The organism is Halomonas sp. E14, assembly GCF_052568415.1.
Map to the genome: position 1 here is coordinate 2,011,334 of NZ_CP199423.1, position 19,318 is coordinate 2,030,651.

Below are 19,318 nucleotides of genomic sequence, written 5' to 3' on the forward strand. Positions count from 1 at the left end.
AAACGCCCCCTGGCTTGTCATCATGCGCCAAAGACAGCTCGGAAACGACGGTAGGCCGCGAGAGCCCGTTCCGGAGTGTCTGGCGCCAGACGTATCGCCTGGCCCGGCAGGCACTGGGCCAGGCGTGACGCTGCCAACGGTGTCAGCGCACCGAGCCTGGGGTAGCCACCTATCGTCTGGCGGTCATTGAGCAGTGCGATGGGCTGGCCATCCGGCGGGACCTGCACTGCGCCAAGACCGATTCCTTCGGAGATCAGCGAATCACCACGGAATTCAAGTTTCGGTCCCGTGAGCCTGACCCCCATGCGATCGGCACGATCGTCCACCCGCCATGTCGCATTGAAGGCCCGGAAAAGACTTCGGCCGGTGAATTCGCCGATCTGGGCGCCGGGCAGCAGGGACAGGGCTGCAGGCACTCGATAATCGATCCGCGCCTCCGCCGGGGCCTGACGCAAGCCGCCCCCGGCGGGAGCGGCAGGCATCACCGTCAGTCGATCGCCCTGTGCCAGCTTGCTGCCGCGGCCGTCGAAACCGCCGAGCCCCTCACGTACTACGCAGGCGACGCTGCCTAGCACTGCATTAGCGTGGAAGCCTCCCGCCACCGCCAGATAAGCGCGCAGACCATTGACCGGCGAAGCGAAGCTCAGCCGCTGGCCTTTCCCGCAAGGGAAGCGCTGCCAGATGGGCAACGGCTGGCCATCGAGGCTGGCCCCCAGGTCAGCCCCGGCCACGGCCAACACAAGGTCACGCTCGGCCACAAGGGTGAGCCCGCCGAACGTAATCTCGAGCGCCGCAGCCCCCCAGGCATTGCCGGCGAGTCGGTTGGCCCAGCTCCAAGCATGGAGATCTGCCGGCCCTCCTTGGGTCACGCCAAGGCGACGCACGCCGAAACGACCGGCATCCTGAAGCAACGCCAGGGGTCCTGCTTGTTCGACGCGAAAACCGATAACGGTATACTCATTCATCGACGAGCCTCCGTTGGGGTGGTATCGCCTCCACGGGCCTCGAAGGTGTGGCGGTCAACCGGCACGAAGCGCACCCTGTCGCCCACCTTGAGCAGGCTGAAACCGTCGCGGTCGCGATCGAACAGGCGCACCGAGGTGCGGCCCAGCAGGTTCCATCCTCCCGGCGTCACGGCGGGATAGGCCGCCGTCTGGCGGCCGGCAATCGCCACGCTATTCACCGGCACCCACTTTCGCGGGGTAGCCAGGCGCGGCATCTCCAGGCAGGCATCCAGCAGGCCCATAAAGGCAAAACCGGGAGCAAAGCCGAGGGCGAAGACGCGATAGTCGGTACCGGCATGACGTTCGATCACTTTCTCGACGCTCATGCCGGTATGCCCGGCTACCCGCTCCAGGTCTGGCCCGACGCTTGGGTCATACCAGGTGGGCAGCTCATGCACGTCTCCCGACGCCGTGGGACCATCCGGCACCAGTTCGTGGAGCAGTGCCTGCAGGCGGTGACGCGCCTCCAGTGGGGTCAGGTTGAGGGGGTCGAAGACCACCAGCAGCGTGGTGTAGGAAGGCACCAAGTCTACCAGAGCGGCGCCGAAGGCCGCCTCGCTGCGCCGCATCAGCGCCGTGATCCAGGGCAGATTCTGCTCGTCGATGCGCTCGAACAGTCGCACCATCCAGCCATCCAGCCCGGCCGACTCCAGCCGCGGCAATTTCACTCTCCTGCCGCTCACGAATCGTCCCCAAGCGCATCCAGTGCCTGGCGAATGGCCTTTACGGCGGCAATGGACTCCGGGTTGTCCCCATGCACACAGAGCGTGTCCGCGATTAGCACAAGGTCACTGCCATCGCTGGCAACAAGCGGCCGACCGGTAGCGATACGCCGCGCCTGGTCGACGATGACCTCGGGATCATGGTGTACCGCCCCTGGCTCGCGGCGGGCAATGAGACGCCCGTCGCCGTCATAGGCGCGGTCAGCAAAGGCCTCGAACCAGAGGGTCACGCCTTGTTCTCGCGCCAGGGCGCTCACCGCCGAGGTATCGCGGGTTGCCATGGTCATCAGTGGCAGCCCGGGGTCATAGGCCAGGATGGCACGCATCACCGCCGTCATGATCTCGGGGTCACGCGCCATATCGTTGTAAAGCGCCCCATGCGGCTTCACGTAGCTGACCTCGATACCCTCGGCCCGGCACAGCGCCGTCAGAGCACCCAACTGGTACAGCACCATGTTCTCGATTTCGGCCGCCGAGCAGGCCAGAGAACGACGCCCGAAACCAACCAGGTCGGGATAGGCGGGGTGCGCACCTACGCATACGCCGTGCTGGCGGGCCAGGCGCACCGTCTTGCGGATGACATCGGGATCGGAGGCATGGAAACCGCAGGCCACATTGGCAAGGTCCACGTGAGGCATCACCTCGGAGTCGCGTCCCATGACCCAGGGGCCGAAGCTTTCTCCCATGTCAGCGTTGAGCAGCAGCGTCGTCATGGTTCCCTCGCCTAGGCAAAAGGAAGAATTTACCAGCGTTTCGACGCGAAGCCACCGGGGCACAAACCTTACCGAGTGCGCTCGGGCGCCGACGGCTCTGCCCACTCGCGGGGGTTTCGCGGATAGTAGCGCTCGGGCTGGCGCTCGACATGGGTGAAGAAGCGTGTGTCCTTGTAGGGCATCTTCATGAAGCCGGACACCCCGAGGCCCTCGATGAGTCCGACCGCATCGAGAATATCCTCGAGCCGGGCGCGAAACTCGGCCTCGCGGGCGGGGTCGAGCAGGCGATAATAGCTGTGGATCTTGAGATGCTGGGGCAGCGCCTCGAAGATGATCATCCCGGTATGGTGAATCTCGTTGAGCGCCTCGAGCGAGGTGATGATTGGCTCGGGCAGCACCAGGAACTCCTCAGGATCGGGCCCATCCTCGAAGTAGCTATGCAGTCGGCTGCTGTCCTCAAGCTCCGGCACGGCACTCACTTCGTAGCGCAGCCGCATGCCGGGCGTAATGGCGAAGGGATGAGCCGGGCCTTCCCGGTCCAGGTGCAAGGTATCGCGGGCATTGAACAGGCAGCTCTTGAAGATGCCTTGGCGGTAGATCGCTTGAGCCAGGTTGACCATGTTGTTGACGGCGGCGACGAACGCCGGCCGCAGGCCGGGGTCATGCAGGTTGAGCGAGGTGTCGATGTAGACGCCATCGGCCTCCCAGCGCACCGCCAGCCCACCCACCACCGGGTACCTGCCGAGCCGGCTTACCGCCGCCAGGAAGGCCTTCTCGGTTTCGCCCATGCCCTGCATGAAGTTCTTGTAGTAGCGATCGAGCTGCACATCGTTGATGTCGTTGAGGGTCTCATGCCCTCCCTCCTCACGCAGGAAGGCCTTGCGCGAGCTGTAGACCACCGTGTCGATCTCCCGCGTCGACGGCCTTACCCAGGTCGGCACCAGCGGTACCTCGGCCGGCTCCGGCAAGTCGATCATCACCACCCGGGCCAGCCTCGGCATCTCGCTGATGAAGTGATCCCCGGCCCGGCGGCGAATGCGGGGGTCGTCATCGAGCATGCCGTCGAGCATTCGCGCAAACTCCATGGGCAGGCCCAGGGAAGTGGCCGGAATAGCCCGCTGCCCGAAACGGCATGACTGTGCCGACGCCAGGGCGTAGAGCGTGCCGGCCGTGCCCTGCTCGTCAAACCGCGGCGACGAGAGCGCCCCGTTGAGCTGTTCGTCGCCGATGAAATAGACGTCGCCGAGGCGTGCATTGGTCTGCTGCAGGTTGTCGGACATCAGCTCCATGACGTTGGACGCCACGAACTGCTGGTTGGCGTCGAGCTGGGCAAAGACGGAGGAGCCCCAGTCGATCAAGGCAATGGTTTCCCGCTCCGCATCGAACACCAGGTTCGACGGCTTGATATCGCCATGCACGATAGGCCGCCCCGAAGGCCCGGCTTCACGCCGCAGGCTGCGCAGGATATCGGCAAGCTGATCGGCGATTCGCACCACCAGGCGCGGCGAAAGCCGCCCTTGCCGTAGCGAGACCTCTTCGAGATTGAGCCCCGGCGCCCGTTGCATGACCAGGATCGACTGGTTGCGCACGCGTTGGAAGGCCACCAGCCGAGGCACGCGGGGGTGCACGACCTGCTCCAGCATGAACGCCTCCTCCTCGAGGCGATCCTGCAGCTGCTGGGGCAGGTTGACCCGGGTAAACTTGAAAACGTACTCCTCGCCATGGGGCGCGATGCCGGCGAACACGAAGCCATAGGCACCCTTGCCGATCAGCGCGATCTCGCGGTACCCCAGCTGTTCGAGCTGAGCCTGGCACAGCGCCACCCACGCCTTGAGCTTACGCGCATCGTCATGACTGAGCAGGTAGATCGACTGCTCTTCCGGAATGTAGAACTGCTGTAGCTGTGCCTGGGACATGGCGGGCATCCCCACAGGAGAGAAGACGCCCGAGCCATTGGGCTCGGGCGGCGGCGATCAGCCGAGATGAAGCAGCATGGTTTCCGGCGCTTCCAGGTAGCCCTTCCAGGCGTTGCAGAAGCGCGCAATGGTACCGCCATCGATGACCCGGTGGTCACCGGCCCAGGTCACGGTCATGATCGCCCGCTTGGCCAGCTCGCCTTGCGCATCGAAGCGCGGCAGCCACTGGCTCTTGCCGATGGCGACAATGGCCAGCTCAGGGGCGTTGATGATGGGCGCCGCGTAGGTGCCGCCGAAGGCGCCGATATTGGAGATGCTGATGGTGCCCCCCTTGAGATCCTCCTGGGCCACCCGACCTTCGCGGGCGGCGCCGGTGAGGCGCTGGATCTCGCGTGCCACCTCCAGCACGCTACGCCGCTCCACGTGCTTGACGTTGGGCACGATCAGCCCGCTCTGGCTGTCCACTGCCATGCCGACGTTCACTGAGGGCAGATAGTGGATCTCGGTGACCTCGGCATTCAAACGGGCATTGAGAATCGGCTCTTCGCGCACCGCCAGGGCCAGCGCCTTCATGAAGAAGGGCATCAGGGTCAGGCGCACCTGCTGCGCCTCGGCCAGCGGCTTCAAGCGCTCGCGTAAGGCCAGCAGTTCGGTGACGTCGATCTCCTCGCCGTACTGGAAGTGCGGGATAGTAGTGGCCGACTCGACCATGCGCCTGGCCATCACCGCACGTACACCGCGAATCGGCTCGACCCGCACCTCGCCCTCCGCGGCCTGAGGCACCGGGGCCGGCTTGGCCGGCGATGCTGCGGACGTGGACGTCGCCGCCTCCTGAGTGGGGCTCGCCTCCCCGTGCTCGAGATGTCGCAGCACGTCCTCCTTGAGCACGCGGCCATCCTTGCCTGAGCCGGCCACGGCGTCCAGACTCAGGCCGTGCTCGCGCACCAGGCGCCGCACCGCCGGGCTTGCGGGAGTGCGCCCGTAGGCCCCCCGTCCGCCGCCCTCGCCTCCAACGGCGGCGCAGGGAGCAATACTGGCGGAACTTTCAGCGCTGGCCACCGACCCCGAGCTCGCCGGGGCGGGTTCGCTTTCGCCGGCCAGGTCCGGCACATAGGCAAACAGCGGCGCATGCACCTTGGCAATCTCGCCCTTGGCCACATGCAGCTTGCTCACCACGCCGGCTTCCGGCGCGGTGATCTCGACCAGCGCCTTGTCGGTCATCACGTCGACCAGCGGCTGGTCTTCGGCGATGGCCTCTCCTTCGGCAACACGCCACTCGACGACTTCACACTCGACGATGCCTTCGCCGATATCGGGCAGAATGAAATCCTTTGTCTTGGCGGATGACGCGGGGGCCGTTGACGCCTGGGCGGCAGGCGGGGCCTCGGCGGCAGGGCTGACGGCTTCCTCTTCCACCCGGGGGCGCGGCGGTGCGTCTGGCGTCGCAGGCTCCTCCCCCACTGCCTCGTAGGCAAACAGCGGGGCGTGCACCTTGGCGATATCGCCTTTCGCCACATAAAGCCGGGTGACACGGCCCGCCTCGGGGGCGGTGATCTCGACCAGCGCCTTGTCGGTCATTACCTCGACCACCGGCTGGTCCTCAGCGATCTCCTCGCCTTCGCTCACACGCCACTCGACCACCTCACACTCCACGATACCTTCGCCGATATCGGGCAGCTTGAAATCGCTCATCGTTCTCTCCTGTCCTGATATCGGGCGTCAGTACGCCACGGATGCCTTGATCGCCTCGAAGATCTTCAGGTGGTCGGGCAGGTATTCCTTTTCCAGCGTCAGCGGGAAAGGCGTATCCAGCCCCGTCACCCGTTCGATAGGCGATTCCAGGTACAGGAAACAGCGCTCCTGGACGGTAGCGGCGATCTCGGCGGCGAAGCCACCGGTACGCGGCGCCTCGTGGGTGATTACCAGCCGTCCGGTCTTCAGCACCGACTCGACCACGGTGTCTTCGTCCCACGGCATGATGGTGCGCAGGTCAATGACTTCACAGGAAATGCCTTCCTTCTCGGCCAGTTCCACGGCGCGGTCGATCACTTCCATCTGGGCGCCCCAGCCCAGCACGGTGACGTCGCTGCCCTCCTTGGTCACCTCGGCTTCGCCGATGGGCAGCTGGTAGTCCTCCTCGGGCACTTCGCCTACCGCGGCACGGTAGAGGCGCTTGGGCTCGAAGAAGATGACCGGATCAGGGTCGCGAATGGCAGAGAGCAGCAGCCCCTTGGCCTGGTAGGGGTTGCGCGGCACGAGGATCTTCAGCCCCGGCGTGTGTGCGAAGTAGGCCTCCGGCGACTGGGAATGGTAGAGACCGCCGGAAATCCCGCCGCCATAGGGCGTACGGATGGTCAGGCCACCGACGTTGAACAGGTCACCGGAGCGAAAGCGGAACTTGGCCGACTCGTTGACGATCTGGTCGAAGGCCGGAAAGATGTAATCGGCAAACTGAATCTCGGCCACCGGCACCGAGCCCTGGGCGGCGAGGCCGTTGGCGAAGCCGATGATGCCCTGCTCCACCAGCGGCGTGTTGAAGCAGCGAGCCTTGCCGTATTTTTCCTGCAGATGACTGGTGGCGCGGAACACCCCACCGAAGATTCCCACATCCTCGCCGAAGCAGAGTACCTTGTCGTCCTCGGCCATGGCGATGTCCAGCGCGTTGTTGATCGCCTGCAGCATGTTCATCTTGGGCATCTCAGGCTCTCCCCTGGTCGTCGCCAGCGGTGGCATCTGGCTGGGTGTCGCGCACATCCGGGTCGAGGGATCGCGCGCCTTTCGGGTAGGCATCCGGATACTTGCGGATATGGCGCTTGAGGCCATCGAGCTGGCGCTGCAGCGCCGGCGTCACGTCGGCATAGACGTCTGTCACCAGCGACTCCAGTGGCGGCGGTGGCCGCTTCTCGGCACGCTTCATGGTGTCGAGCACCTCGCGGCGCAGGGTCTCCTGCAGGTTCTTCTCCTCCTCTTCGCTCCACCAGCCCTGGTCCAGCAGCCACGCCCTCATGCGTGAAATGGGGTCCTTCTCGCGCCAGGCCTCCTCCTCCTTGCGGGAACGATAGCCGGACGGGTCGTCCGACGAGGAGTGAGCCGCCAGCCGATAGGTCATCGCCTCGATCAACACCGGTTCGTTGCGCTCCACCGCAATGCGGCGCGCCTCCTCGGTGGCACGATAGACCGCCAGGACGTCGTTGCCGTCGACGCGGATCGCATGCATGCGATAACCGAAGGCCCGCGGTGCGATGCCGTCGGCAGCGAACTGCTCGCTTGCGGGTGTGGAGATGGCGTAGCCGTTGTTGCGACAGAAGAAGATCACCGGCACCTTGTGCACCGACGCCATGTTCAGCGCGGCGTGGAAGTCGCCCTCGGAGGCGGCCCCTTCTCCGAAGAAGGTAATGGTGCAGTGCCCTTCGCCGGCCAGCTTCTGGCCATAGGCATAGCCTGCCGCCTGGGGGATCTGGGTGGCCAGCGGGGACGAGATGGTCATGTAGTGCAGCTTACGCGACCCATAGTGGATCGGCATCTGGCGACCCTTACCGTAATCGAGCTCGTTGCCGAACAGCTGGTTCATGAACTCGTCGTAGCTGAAGCCACGGTAGACTAGCGCGCCCTGCTCTCGGTACTGCGCCATGATCATGTCGGCATCTTCCAGCGCTGCGGTGGCGCCGATCACGGCGGCCTCTTCACCGGTGCACTGCATGTAGAACGACAGCCGGCCCTGGCGCTGCGCGGCCATCATGCGCTCGTCGAGCACCCGGGTGGCCAGCATGGCACGGTAGATCCGGAGCGCCGTTTCCTCATCGAGGTCGGGCGCATCGGCCTCCTCGTGCAGGGTTCCATCCTGCCTGAGCAGCCGGAACGTGGGGATATGCAGTTCATCGCCAACCATGAAGCGTGGCGTGTGGATGTCGTGTGTTGTTGTCATCATCCTGGTCCTTGGGTGGTGGCAGGAGGAAAACCGCCCCTTTTGAGGGCAGTGTCGACGCAAATGGCGTGGGCTGCCAGAGGTCGTTCCCAGCAGTCCGCCAACGCTGGAAAGGTTGACGTTAACGTAAGATGCGACCAAACGCATCCCCTTTGCCATTGGAAATTCTGCCTATTCGGCAGAAAGGCGGGAAATCTTGTGGCTTTTGTAAACAAACTCCCTGTGCCGGGCGGCGCTCAACGCCGCGGCGTGACGAGTCGCTCGAACACGCTATCGACGGTGAGAGCGAGCAGGCCGATGAGCAGGGCACCCTGAACGATATAGGCCGTATTGTTGTTGACAATGCCGGCAATGATCGGATCGCCCAAGTTGCTGGCACCCACCGTGGCGCCAAGCGCGGCGGTGGCGATATTAATGGTGACCGAGGTGCGAATGCCGGCCAGGATCACCGGAGCGGCCAACGGCAGCTCTACCTGCAGCAGCCGCTGCCGCCGGGTCATGCCCATGCCGCGCGCCGCTTCATGCACCGACTGGCTCACCCCGCCAATACCGACCAGGGTATTTCGCACGATGGGCAGCAGCCCATACAGCACCAGCGCGACAATGATGGGAACGGTACCGAAGCCCAGCGCCGGCACGGCCAGGGCCAGTACCGCCACGGGAGGAAACGTCTGGCCGATGGAAGCGAGCTGCGACACCAGCGGCAGGAAGTCGCGACCCGCCGGGCGCGTAACGGCTACCGCAGCACCTACTCCCAGCAGGATCGACAGCAGCGACGAGAAAGCCACCACCAGGACATGCTGCCCCAGCAACGCAGCGAAGCTGGCGCGAGGATAGATTACGGCCCGACTGTGGGGCTCGATGAAACGAAACAGCGCTTCGAACTGTGCCATGCCGAAGGTGAGCACCAGCAGTGCCAGCAGCCACCCCAGCGGCACCGCCCAGCGCTGCAGGCCCTGGCTCAGTACGACGCGCGGCGTCTCGGTGACCTTGGCGCTCATCCCGGCTTGGCTCCGAGCAGCCGACGCAGCGACAGCTCGCCGATTGGCAGGTCGTCACGGTCGACCACGGTCAGCCGGTCGACGCGGTGCCACAGCATGACCGACAGCGCCTGGCTGAGCGGCGCCTCCAGGTCGATGCGCTCGCTGGCGAGCAGCCGTGGCCCCAGCGGCAGCATGCGATCCTTGACCCTCAGCAGCGCCGCTTCCTTCAGGCCGCGATCCTGGCCCCCCAGCAGCGACTCCACGAAAGGGCTGGTCGGTTCACGCAGCAGCTCGATGGGAGCCCCCTGCTGCACGATCCGCCCGGCATCCATCACCACCAGTTGGTCGGCCAGCGCCAGGGCTTCATCCATATCATGGGTGACAAAGACGATGGTCTTGCGCAGCCGCGCCTGGAGCGTCAGCATTTCATGCTGCAGGGTGCGGCGAGTGATCGGGTCCAGCGCCCCGAAGGGCTCATCCATCAGCAGAATGTCGGGATCCGCCGCCAACGCCCTGGCCACGCCGACGCGCTGGGCCTGACCGCCCGACAGCTGGTGCGGGTACTTGCCGGCAAAGGTTTCCACCGGCAGCCCAAGCAGCTGCATTAATTCCTCGACGCGCTCCCTGACCCGCTGGCGCTGCCACTTGAGCAGCCGCGGCACGACGCCGATATTGCGTGCCACTGTCCAGTGAGGGAAAAGCCCCGTGCTCTGGATCACGTAGCCGATGCGGCGGCGTAGCAGCGCCTCCTCAAACTCGCCTACCGGCTGGCCATCCAAGCGAATCTCACCTTCATCATGCGCAATCAGCCGGTTGATCATGCGCAGGGTGGTGGATTTGCCGCAGCCCGACGTGCCCACCAGCACGCACAGCTGCCCTGGTTTGATGCTCAACGTGACAGCATTGACCGCCGTGGTGTCGCCGAAGCGCTTGGTGACCCCTGAAAGTTCGATCATCCAGCCCCTCCTGGGCGCAGGTAGTCGGTCAAGGCGCCCAGCAGGGCGTCCGCCAGCAGGGCCAGCACGACGATCGGCAACGCCCCGAGGAGCACCATGTCCATGGCCGCCTGCCCCAGTCCCTGAAAGATGAAAGTACCGAGCCCCCCCGCGCCGATCAGCGCCGCCACCGCCGTCAGGCCGATGGCCTGCACCGTGGTGATGCGCACGCCCTCCAGCACCACCGGCAGCGCCAGCGGCAGGCGCACCTGCCAGAACACCTGGCGCTGGCTCATGCCCATGCCGCAGGCGGACTCGATGACGGCAGGCTCTACGCCTTCCAGGGCCACAAAGAGGTTGCGCACCATGGGCAGCAGGCTGTAACCGAGCAAGGCGAGAAAGGCCGGCGCCCAGCCGATACCGCCCACCCCAAGCGCACCCAGCCAGTCGACCCGGGCGCCAAGCCAGGCCAGCGGCGCCAGCAACAGGCCGAACAGCGCCAGGCTGGGAATGGTCTGCACGACGTTGAGCACTGCAAATACCGCCTTGCGGGCGCCGGCATGGCGGCGCATGAGCATGACCAGCAGCGCAGCCAGCAGCAGGCTTGCGCCGACCGCCGCACCCACCAACCGGAGATGCATGCTTAGCGCCGCCATGAACTGCTCGCTGCGCGCCTGGTACTCGCGATTCAGCGCCAGCGGCTCAAGCCATAGGGACAGCGCCAGCCACCAGGCCAGCACCACGGGAAGCAGCAGCAGCCAGCCTTGTGGCCGCGACAGCCCGAGGCGGGTGCGCAGCTCGATCATGGCCAGCAACAGCAGAAAATTCAGCAGCCAGAACGAAGTGCCGATACCGATACGCGCCTGGGGCAGGTCAGGGCTCACCAGCGTGGAGGCCGCCGCCGACAGCCAGAACGGCAGCAGCAGCAGCACAGCCATCACGGCGGCCAGCGCCAGCCAAAGGCTCCGGCGGTCGGGCCGCCAGGCCAGAACCACCACGGCCAGCAGCGGCAAGGCCAGCAGCAGCGCCGGCCAGCCGCCCATGACAGTCAGCGCCGCCTGGGGGATACCGGGCACGATCCGGTTGGCGGCCACCGTGACCGCATCGAGCGAGAGCCACGCCAGCAACGCCATCAGCGCAAGGCTCACCAGCACCCAGTTGGGTGCCTGTCTGCCTTCAATCACGCCTCACTCCCGCAGCTCGGCCAGGTACTCCTCGGCCACCTGGCGCGGGTCGCGCCCTTCCACCGCTACCTGGCCATTCAGCGCCTGCAGGGTCTCCAGGTCCAGGGATTCGAACAGTGGTCTGAGCAGCTCGGCAATCTCGGGATGAGCCTCGAGCACCTCCTGGCGCACCACGGGCGCCGGCTGGTAGACCGGCTGCACGCCACGCGTATCCTCCAGCACCACCAGGTCCAGCGCATGGAGGCCGCCGTCGGTGCCGTAGGTCATCGCCGCGTTGACGCCGCTGGTCTGCTGGGCGGCGGCGCGCATGGTGGCGGCCGTATTGCCCCCCGAAAGCACCAGCAGCTGATCCCCGCTCAGCTCGAAGCCATAGGCCTGCTGGAAGGCAGGCAGCGCCTGTGGCGAATCGACGAACTCGGCGCTGGCGGCAAACTTGAACTCACCGCCTTCGGCGAGATAGCGGGCGAGGTCATCAAGGCTCTCGAGCCCATGCTCACGCGCCAGGTCGCCGCGCACGCTCATGGCCCAGGTATTATTGGCCTGTGCTGGCGTCAGCCAGGCCAAGTCATTCTCGGCATCCCGTTCACGAACCGTCTCGTAGGCGCGCGCGGCGTCGTGCCAGACGTCGCTGTCGGTCATGTCGAAGAAGAAGGCGCCATTGCCGGTGTACTCCGGATAGAGATCGATCTCGCCGCTCAGCAGCGCCTGGCGAACGATATTGGTGGCACCCAGCTGCAGCCTGTCTTCGGTTTGGATTCCGCCCTGCTGCAGCCGCTGGATGATCAGCTGGCCCAAGACCGCCCCTTCGGTATCGATCTTCGAGGCCACCGTCACGCTATCGTTGGCCTGCGTGCCACTGACCAGCAGCATGGAGCCCGCCGCAAAGGCAGCCAGGCCGGACAAGACGCGTCTCATGTCATCACCCTCCCTTGTGAATGTCACTAGAGTATAAGGCGTGTACAGTTTGACTGTCAGACCCGATCTCAACGCGGAGTCCCCATGTCCGACGACGCTGCCCGCCTGCTCAGCCTTTGCCATCATCCGCTGGTACGCGACCTGGCGTGGATCGTGCTGACACCCGACCTCATCACCACCGCCTGGCCGGGGCGCCCCGACAGGGAAACCCTGGGCCTGGCGGCGCCCGCTCGGCTGCGCGACTTCCTCGCATCACAAGAAGCCAACCCGCAGGCGCTGGAGCGTCGCGTCGGCGATACCGCTTCCGGTCGCATGGGACATTATCACGAGCGCCTCTGGCAGCACCTGCTCGATACCGCACCGGGCACTCGCCTCTTGGCCAGCAACCTGCGTGTCCACCAGGGCAAGCGCACCCTGGGCGAGCTCGACCTGCTCTACCGCCGCCGCGACGATCCTGGCCTGGTGCACCTCGAAGTGGCCATCAAGTTCTATCTGGGCCTGCCGGAAGGCCCCGGCACGGCATCGGACCCATCACGCTGGATCGGCCCCGGCGGCGCCGATAGCCTGGCCACCAAGCGCGAACACCTGGTCCGCCACCAGCTGCGCCTGACCGGCCAACCCGAGGCTCGCACGACCATCCAGCAGCTCATTCATCCCCGCGACCTCGGCCCGCCTGAACCAGCCCCCATTCGCACCCAGATGGCCATGCCGGGCGTGCTGTTCTACCCCTGGCTTGGTGACTTGCCTTCGCCTCGTGAGGCGAGCCCCGACCATCTGCGCGGCCAGTGGCTGCACTGGCCGGCCTGGCGCACCCTGCGCGATGGGCTACCCGCCCAGACGCGCGCGGCCTGGCTGGCCAAGCCTCACTGGCTGGCCTTGCCGCGCAATGAGGCTTTTCTTCCCCTGCGTGACATCGAGGCACGCCTGGCAGAGCACTTCTCACGTTCCGCCTCACCGGTCCAGATCGCCCTGCTCGGCCACGCCAGCCATGGCGCAGGCCACCGCAGGCTGTTCGTGGTGGATGCCAGCTGGCCATTGCAGGTGCCGCTGCCTCCTCGTCCGCTGGCCTGACTCGAGACCGCTGGCTTGCGCCAAAACCACTGCGCCCGGCCGAAGCCGGGCGCAACAGGCGGTCACTGACCGTCCCTGCCCCTTCCCTTCACTGGCGCGAGGCTTCGTAGATCCAGCTCGTGCCTTCACGGGAATCCTTGAGCACGATGCCAAGGGCGACCAATTCATCGCGAATGGCATCGGCGGTAGCGAAGTCGCGCGCCTGCTTGGCCTCGGCCCGCCGTGCGATTCTGGCTTCGATCTCGGCCTCCGGCAGCGGCAGGGCCACCTGGTTGCCCTGAAGGAAAGCCGCCGGCTCCTGCTGCAACAGCCCCAGCACACCGCCCAGTCGACGCAGCTCAGCGGCAAGGGCAGGCGCCTGGTCAGGCGCTTCCTTCCTTGACCGGTTCAGCTCGCGGGTCAGGTCGAACAGCACCGAAAGTGCCTCGGGCGTATTGAAATCATCGTCCATCACGCTGACGAAGCGCTCAGCGAAGCGGCTGTCTACCTCTCCGCCATCGATAACTACGCCCTCTAGCGCAGTATAGAGACGCTCCAACGACTTGCGCGCCTCGGCGAGGGATTCGGGGGCATAGTTGATCGGGCTGCGATAGTGGCTGGCCACCAGCAGGAAGCGCACCACCTCGGGGTCGTGACGCTCGAGGACTTCACGAATGGTGAAGAAATTGCCCAGCGACTTGGACATCTTCTCCTGATTCACCCGCACCGCACCGGCATGCATCCAGGTATTGACGAACGGCTTGCTGTTCGCGGCCTCGCTCTGGGCGATCTCGTTCTCGTGATGGGGGAAGGTCAGGTCCGGGCCGCCCCCATGGATATCGAAGGTCTCGCCCAGGCAACACTTGGACATGGCCGAGCATTCGATGTGCCAGCCGGGACGCCCGTCGCCCCAGGGCGAGGGCCAGCTCGCCTCCCCCGGCTTGGCCGCCTTCCACAGCACGAAGTCGAGCGGGTCTTCCTTGTGCTCATCGACCTCGACGCGAGCACCGGCACGCATGTCGTCGAGGTTCCGGTTGTTGAGCTTGCCGTAGCCCTCGAACTTGCGCACCCGATAGTAGACGTCGCCGTTGGCGGCGGCATAGGCATAGCCCTTGTCGATCAAGGTCTCGACCATGGCGATGATCTCGCCGACATGCCCGGTCGCCCGGGGCTCGTGGCTAGGGCGCTCGACGAACAGACGCGCCTCGTCCTCGTGCATGGCGGCGATCATGCGCTGGGTCAGCGAGGCAATGCTCTCGCCGTTCTCGTCGGCACGCCGCAGGATCTTGTCGTCGATGTCGGTGATGTTGCGCACGTAGGTGACGTCGTAGCCGCGCCAGCGCAGGTAGCGGGTCACCACGTCGAAGGCCACCATCACCCGGGCGTGGCCCAGGTGGCAGTAGTCATAGACGGTCATGCCGCAGACGTACATGCGCACCTTTCCCGGCTCGATCGGTGCGAAGGGCTCCTTACGGCGCGTCAGCGTGTTGTAGATCTGCATGTCAGCCCTTCTTCTGGCCATCGTTTTTCTGGCCATCGCTCTTCTGAATCTTGGCCCAGCTGTCCTTCAGTCCAACGGTGCGATTGAACACCAGCTTGCCGTCGCGGCAGGCATGTCGGTCGGCGCAGAAATAGCCCATACGCTCGAACTGGAAGCGCGACTCCGGCGCGACTCCGGCCAGGCTCGGCTCGCCCATCGCCTGGCAGACCTCAAGCGACTCGGGGTTGAGGTGCTCGAGGAAATCAGCGTCCTTGTCCTTGTCAGGCTGCTCGACCAGAAATAGGTTGTCGTAGAGGCGAACCTCCACCGGCACCGCATGGGTCGCGCTGACCCAGTGGATCACGCCCTTGACCTTGCGCCCCTCAGGGTTCTTGCCCAAGGTGTCGAAATCCACCGAGCAGCGCAGCTCGGCGATCTCCCCGGCCTCATCCTTGACCACCTCATCGCAGCGAATCACGTAGCTGTTGCGCAGCCGCACCTCCTGGCCCGGCGCCAGGCGGAAGAACTTCTTGGGCGGCGCCTCCATGAAGTCGTCGCTGTCGATGTAGATCTCCCGAGTGAAGGGGATGCGGCGAATGCCCATGTCTTCGCGAGCCGGATGGCCAGGCACCTCATAGACCTCCTCGTGGTCTTCCGGCACGTTGGTCAGCACCACCTTGAGCGGCTTCAGCACGCACATGGCACGCGGCGCGTTGTCCTCCAGATCCGCCCGAATGGCATGGTAGAGCATGGCGATATCGACCAGGCCACCGTCGGCACGAGTCACACCGATCATTTCGCAGAACTTGCGGATCGACGCAGGGGTATAGCCGCGCCGGCGCATGCCGGACAGGGTCGGCATGCGGGGGTCATCCCAGCCGTCAACGATGCACTCATCGACCAGCAGCTTGAGCTTGCGCTTGGAGGTGAGGGTGTAATTCATGTTCAGGCGCGCAAATTCGATCTGGCGCGGGCGCGCCGGCACCGGGAGGTTGGCGAGGAACCACTCGTAGAGCGGGCGATGGTCCTCGAACTCCAGGGTGCAGATGGAATGGGTCACGCCTTCGATAGCGTCCGACTGGCCGTGGGCAAAGTCATAAGAGGGATAGATCTTCCAGGCATCGCCGGTCTGGTGATGGCGCGCATGGCGGATACGGTAAAGGATCGGATCACGCAGGTTGATGTTGGGCGAAGCCATGTCGATCTTGGCCCTCAGCACCTTCTCACCTTCGTTGAATTCACCGGCGCGCATACGCTCGAGCAGATCGAGGTTCTCGTCCACGCTGCGCTCGCGCCAGGGGCTCGGGCGCCCTGGCTCGGTCAGGGTGCCACGGTATTCCCGGATCTCGTCCGGCGACAGGTCATCGACGTACGCATTGCCCTCGCGAATGAGGTGCTGGGCCCAGGCATAGAGCTGCTCGAAGTAATCCGAGGCGTAGCGCACCGTGCCGGCCCACTCGAAGCCGAGCCAGCTGACATCTTCCTTGATCGCATCGATATAGGCCTGCTCTTCCTTGGCCGGGTTGGTGTCGTCGAAGCGCAGGTGACAATCTCCACCGAACTGCTCGGCCAGACCGAAATTCAGACAGATCGACTTGGCGTGACCCACGTGCAGGAAGCCGTTGGGCTCCGGCGGAAAACGGGTCACGATCCTGTCGGCACGGCCGGCCTCGATCTCCTCGCGAATCTGGTTACGAATGAAATTTGGCGCGCTGGCGGTTTCGGTGGTCATAAGGATGCGGCAAACCTCTGGTTGGATTGCATACTGCAAGATGGCAAGGGCCGGGGGCGCCACTGGCTAAGGGGGGCGCCAACCCGACGCGCTTCGCGCATCGATGCAAAACGGCTATTATAGCGTCACGCCCATGCACGGCGCCAAGGCGTGCTCTCGTACAGGAAAAGATGGATGATTATTCTGCAGACCAACTTCGGCGACATCAAAGTCGCGCTGAATCACGACAAGGCTCCTAAGACTGCGGCCAATTTCGAGCAGTATGTTCGTGACGGTCATTATGATGGCACGCTGTTCCACCGCGTCATCGATGGCTTCATGATCCAGGGCGGCGGTTTCGACCAGGAATTCAACCAGAAGCCGACGCGTGAGCCGGTAGAGAACGAGGCTGACAACGGCCTGAAGAACCTGGCCGGCACCCTCGCCATGGCCCGGACGCAGGACCCTCACTCCGCCACAGCTCAGTTCTTCATCAACGTGGCGGACAACGACTTCCTCAACCACAGTGGCAAGAGCATCCAGGGCTGGGGCTACTGCGTGTTCGGCGAAGTGGTAGAAGGCCAGGAAGTGGTCGAGAAGATCAAGGGCGTTGCTACCACCCGCCGCGGCATGCATGCCGATGTACCGGCCGAGGACGTGGTCATCCAGCGCGCCTATGTCGAAGAAGAAGCTGCGGAATAACCGGCATTCCCCGACCGAGGCCGCCGGGCTCCGCCCGGCGGCTGAACTTACAAGCGCCATGGAGACTCGTCAATGAGCAGGACGCTGCTGATTTCCGACCTGCACCTGCACCCCGGCGCCCCCGCAGTGACCGAAGGCTTCCTGCGCTGGCTGGACGAACGCGCACAGGGTGCCGACGCGCTCTATATCCTGGGCGACTTCTTCGAAGCCTGGATCGGCGACGACCTGCTCGACCACGCGGACCAGGACCCTACCGGCAATGCCGAACTGGCCCTAACCGTTGCCCGTGCCCTTCGTTCGCTTGCCGATGGCGGCACGGCCATTTATCTCATGCATGGCAACCGCGACTTTCTGCTAGGCTCACGCTTTGCCAGCGCCATAGGCGCCAAGCTGCTGTCAGACCCCGCGGTGCTGAATCTCGGCGGAGCCCCGGTGCTGCTGATGCATGGCGACAGCCTTTGCACCCGCGACAAGGCCTACTTGGCATTTCGCGAGCAGGCACGTCATCCTGACTGGCAGGCGCAAGTTCTTTCCATGCCGCTGGCCGACCGGCAAATGCTTGCGGCCGCAATGCGCCAGCAGTCGGGCGAGGCCACTTCGAACAAGGCCGAATCCATTATGGACGTTACGCCGGAAGAGGTGCTGAGCGTGATGCGCGACTACGGTGTGAGGACCCTGATCCACGGCCACACGCATCGCCCGGCCCAGCACGATTTCGAACTCGACGGCGAGCCCGCACAGCGCATCGTGCTTGGCGATTGGCAAGCCGACCAGGGGTGGGAAGTGCTGGTGGAAGGCAATGGCAGACCGGAGCTGCGCTGCTTTTCGCTCTAACGGCGCCACCATAACAAGCCTACTGTTCCGTGCCCGACATCTCGCCCCGGTGCCTGTCGGGCTCAAGGCTGCTCTATCACACACTGCTGCAGAGCTTCAGCAAGCCAATGCGCATCCGGAATGGTGCCGTCTTCGCCGATTACCTCCAGACGAGAGTCCTGGCGCCAGGCACTGGGCTCGAGGCAGGCGGCGCCTCCTCCGCGGTTATAGCGCACCCAGCTGCTATCCGTATGCAGCACACCCTTGATGCGAAGCCCCGCGGGCAATGAGCCGAGTAGCAGCGTCAGTCGGTCGAGATCGAACACCTCGTAAGGCGACCAGCGCCAGCCAAGCGTGGTGTAGCCCAGCGCAGCTCCCTGCTCGAAGGTCGGTGAGCCTGGCTGCGGCATGACTGGCGCCCAATCTTCCAACATGACCACTTTCGACGCCTGCGCGCGCAGCTGGCGATGAGCCGTATTCTCATGGCCTACTCTCGCTTGCCACGCCGGTTCGGCATGCGGCTGGAGCAACAAGGCAATGGGAAAGGCGCCATGGGTCACCTCTATCACCCAACGACGCAGCGGCCAGTGATCTCGCGCCAGGGCATGGGCGGCATCGAGCTGCTCCGCCGTGGCTAGGTCCGCCTTGGCGATCACCACGCCGTCTGCCATCTCCAACTGGTCACGAAAGGTAGGATGCTCGTTCACACGCGCCTCGCCCAGGCGTGTCGGATCTAATACGGTGATCACGTGGTGCAGCTCCAGCACCTCACGAAATGCTTCACCACGAAGGAGTTCAAGCACACCCGCAGGATGACCCAGGCCCGAAGGCTCGATGATCAAGCGGTCGGGGCGATGCCGGTGCAACAGGTTGACGAGCGTAGCTTGAAGCACAAAGGCCAGTTGGCAGCAAAGGCAGCCTCCGGGCAGACCCTTGACAACGACATCATCGCGCTCATCGAAAAGCGCTTGATCGATCCCCACCTGGCCGAATTCATTGACCAGAATGGCCCAGCGCTCGGCTGCCGGCTTTTGTGCGAGCATGCCTTGAATCACCGTGCTCTTGCCGGCACCCAGAAATCCCGTAATGAGGTGCACAGGAATGGCAGTGAGCGGTGCCTTATTCATACGTCCAACCCTTTCCAAATAATGTTACACAATACCATTAAAGGCAGAGCCGCGCTGTGCTTCAGTAGCGAGCGCAAAGACGAGGCATGACTAGTGAGGTGTACTAAGAGAACCCAAGTGAAGGTAACGGTATAAATT

Annotated in this window: 17 protein-coding genes; 3 read left to right on the forward strand and 14 right to left on the reverse strand. The window is 64.7% G+C overall.

What is annotated here, in order from left to right; genetic code table 11:
- Positions 1–20: 20 nt before the first annotated feature.
- From ACT7B3_RS09445 to osmF, 11 genes are all read right to left on the reverse strand, one after another.
- Positions 21–965 carry a biotin-dependent carboxyltransferase family protein gene (locus ACT7B3_RS09445; RefSeq protein ID WP_445157747.1) on the reverse strand — a complete coding sequence of 315 codons (945 nt, stop codon included), beginning with the start codon at positions 963–965 and terminating at the stop codon, positions 21–23.
- A complete protein-coding gene (gene pxpB, locus ACT7B3_RS09450; RefSeq protein WP_445157748.1) occupies positions 962–1,672 on the reverse strand; it encodes a 5-oxoprolinase subunit PxpB in 711 nt (236 codons plus the stop codon). Before pxpB ends, ACT7B3_RS09445 begins: the two co-directional genes overlap by 4 nt.
- Positions 1,673–1,683: 11 nt before the next feature.
- Positions 1,684–2,439, reverse strand: a complete 756-nt coding sequence (locus ACT7B3_RS09455) for a 5-oxoprolinase subunit PxpA (RefSeq protein WP_444677654.1) — start codon at positions 2,437–2,439, stop codon at positions 1,684–1,686.
- Positions 2,440–2,507: 68 nt separating this feature from the next.
- Entirely contained in the window at positions 2,508–4,355 is a 1,848-nt protein-coding gene (locus tag ACT7B3_RS09460) for a protein kinase domain-containing protein (protein ID WP_445157749.1), read from the reverse strand.
- 57 nt (positions 4,356–4,412) lie between these two features.
- Positions 4,413–6,047, reverse strand: a complete 1,635-nt coding sequence (locus tag ACT7B3_RS09465) for a dihydrolipoyllysine-residue acetyltransferase (protein ID WP_445157750.1) — start codon at positions 6,045–6,047, stop codon at positions 4,413–4,415.
- 27 nt (positions 6,048–6,074) lie between these two features.
- Positions 6,075–7,052 carry an alpha-ketoacid dehydrogenase subunit beta gene (locus ACT7B3_RS09470; RefSeq protein ID WP_445157751.1) on the reverse strand — a complete coding sequence of 326 codons (978 nt, stop codon included), beginning with the start codon at positions 7,050–7,052 and terminating at the stop codon, positions 6,075–6,077.
- Between the two features lies 1 nt (position 7,053).
- Complete coding sequence (locus tag ACT7B3_RS09475) at positions 7,054–8,280, reverse strand: thiamine pyrophosphate-dependent dehydrogenase E1 component subunit alpha (RefSeq protein ID WP_445157752.1); 1,227 nt, start codon at positions 8,278–8,280, stop codon at positions 7,054–7,056.
- A 236-nt stretch (positions 8,281–8,516) separates the two neighbouring features.
- Complete coding sequence (locus tag ACT7B3_RS09480) at positions 8,517–9,281, reverse strand: ABC transporter permease (RefSeq protein WP_444677651.1); 765 nt, start codon at positions 9,279–9,281, stop codon at positions 8,517–8,519.
- Positions 9,278–10,219 carry an ABC transporter ATP-binding protein gene (locus tag ACT7B3_RS09485; RefSeq protein WP_445157753.1) on the reverse strand — a complete coding sequence of 314 codons (942 nt, stop codon included), beginning with the start codon at positions 10,217–10,219 and terminating at the stop codon, positions 9,278–9,280. Before ACT7B3_RS09485 ends, ACT7B3_RS09480 begins: the two co-directional genes overlap by 4 nt.
- Entirely contained in the window at positions 10,216–11,382 is a 1,167-nt protein-coding gene (locus tag ACT7B3_RS09490; protein WP_445157754.1) for an ABC transporter permease, read from the reverse strand. The genes ACT7B3_RS09485 and ACT7B3_RS09490 overlap by 4 nt, the downstream gene beginning before the upstream one ends.
- A 3-nt stretch (positions 11,383–11,385) precedes the next feature.
- Positions 11,386–12,297 carry a glycine betaine ABC transporter substrate-binding protein OsmF gene (gene osmF, locus ACT7B3_RS09495; RefSeq protein WP_445157755.1) on the reverse strand — a complete coding sequence of 304 codons (912 nt, stop codon included), beginning with the start codon at positions 12,295–12,297 and terminating at the stop codon, positions 11,386–11,388.
- A gap of 84 nt (positions 12,298–12,381) precedes the next feature.
- Between osmF and ACT7B3_RS09500 the strand changes: the two genes are divergently transcribed.
- A complete protein-coding gene (locus ACT7B3_RS09500; RefSeq protein ID WP_445157756.1) occupies positions 12,382–13,368 on the forward strand; it encodes a DUF1853 family protein in 987 nt (328 codons plus the stop codon).
- 88 nt (positions 13,369–13,456) lie between these two features.
- Here ACT7B3_RS09500 and cysS read toward each other — a convergent pair whose 3' ends face one another.
- Together cysS and ACT7B3_RS09510 are read right to left on the reverse strand one after the other, a co-directional pair.
- The gene (gene cysS / locus ACT7B3_RS09505; protein ID WP_445157757.1) at positions 13,457–14,848 is read right to left on the reverse strand and encodes a cysteine--tRNA ligase; all 1,392 of its coding nucleotides are present in this window, start codon (positions 14,846–14,848) and stop codon (positions 13,457–13,459) included.
- Position 14,849: 1 nt separating this feature from the next.
- Positions 14,850–16,559: a glutamine--tRNA ligase/YqeY domain fusion protein gene (locus tag ACT7B3_RS09510; protein WP_445157758.1), complete on the reverse strand. Its 1,710-nt coding sequence runs from the start codon at positions 16,557–16,559 to the stop codon at positions 14,850–14,852.
- Between the two features lie 174 nt (positions 16,560–16,733).
- Here ACT7B3_RS09510 and ACT7B3_RS09515 point away from each other — a divergent pair, with 174 nt between their 5' ends.
- Positions 16,734–17,240, forward strand: coding sequence for a peptidylprolyl isomerase (locus tag ACT7B3_RS09515; RefSeq protein ID WP_445157759.1), 507 nt, complete (start codon positions 16,734–16,736; stop codon positions 17,238–17,240).
- A gap of 72 nt (positions 17,241–17,312) precedes the next feature.
- On the forward strand, positions 17,313–18,074 hold the full coding sequence (locus ACT7B3_RS09520; protein WP_445157760.1) for a UDP-2,3-diacylglucosamine diphosphatase: 762 nt from the start codon (positions 17,313–17,315) through the stop codon (positions 18,072–18,074).
- Between the two features lie 62 nt (positions 18,075–18,136).
- On the opposite strand, the gene ACT7B3_RS09525 is transcribed toward ACT7B3_RS09520, so the two are convergent.
- A complete protein-coding gene (locus tag ACT7B3_RS09525) occupies positions 18,137–19,180 on the reverse strand; it encodes a CobW family GTP-binding protein (RefSeq protein WP_445157761.1) in 1,044 nt (347 codons plus the stop codon).
- Positions 19,181–19,318: the final 138 nt, after the last annotated feature.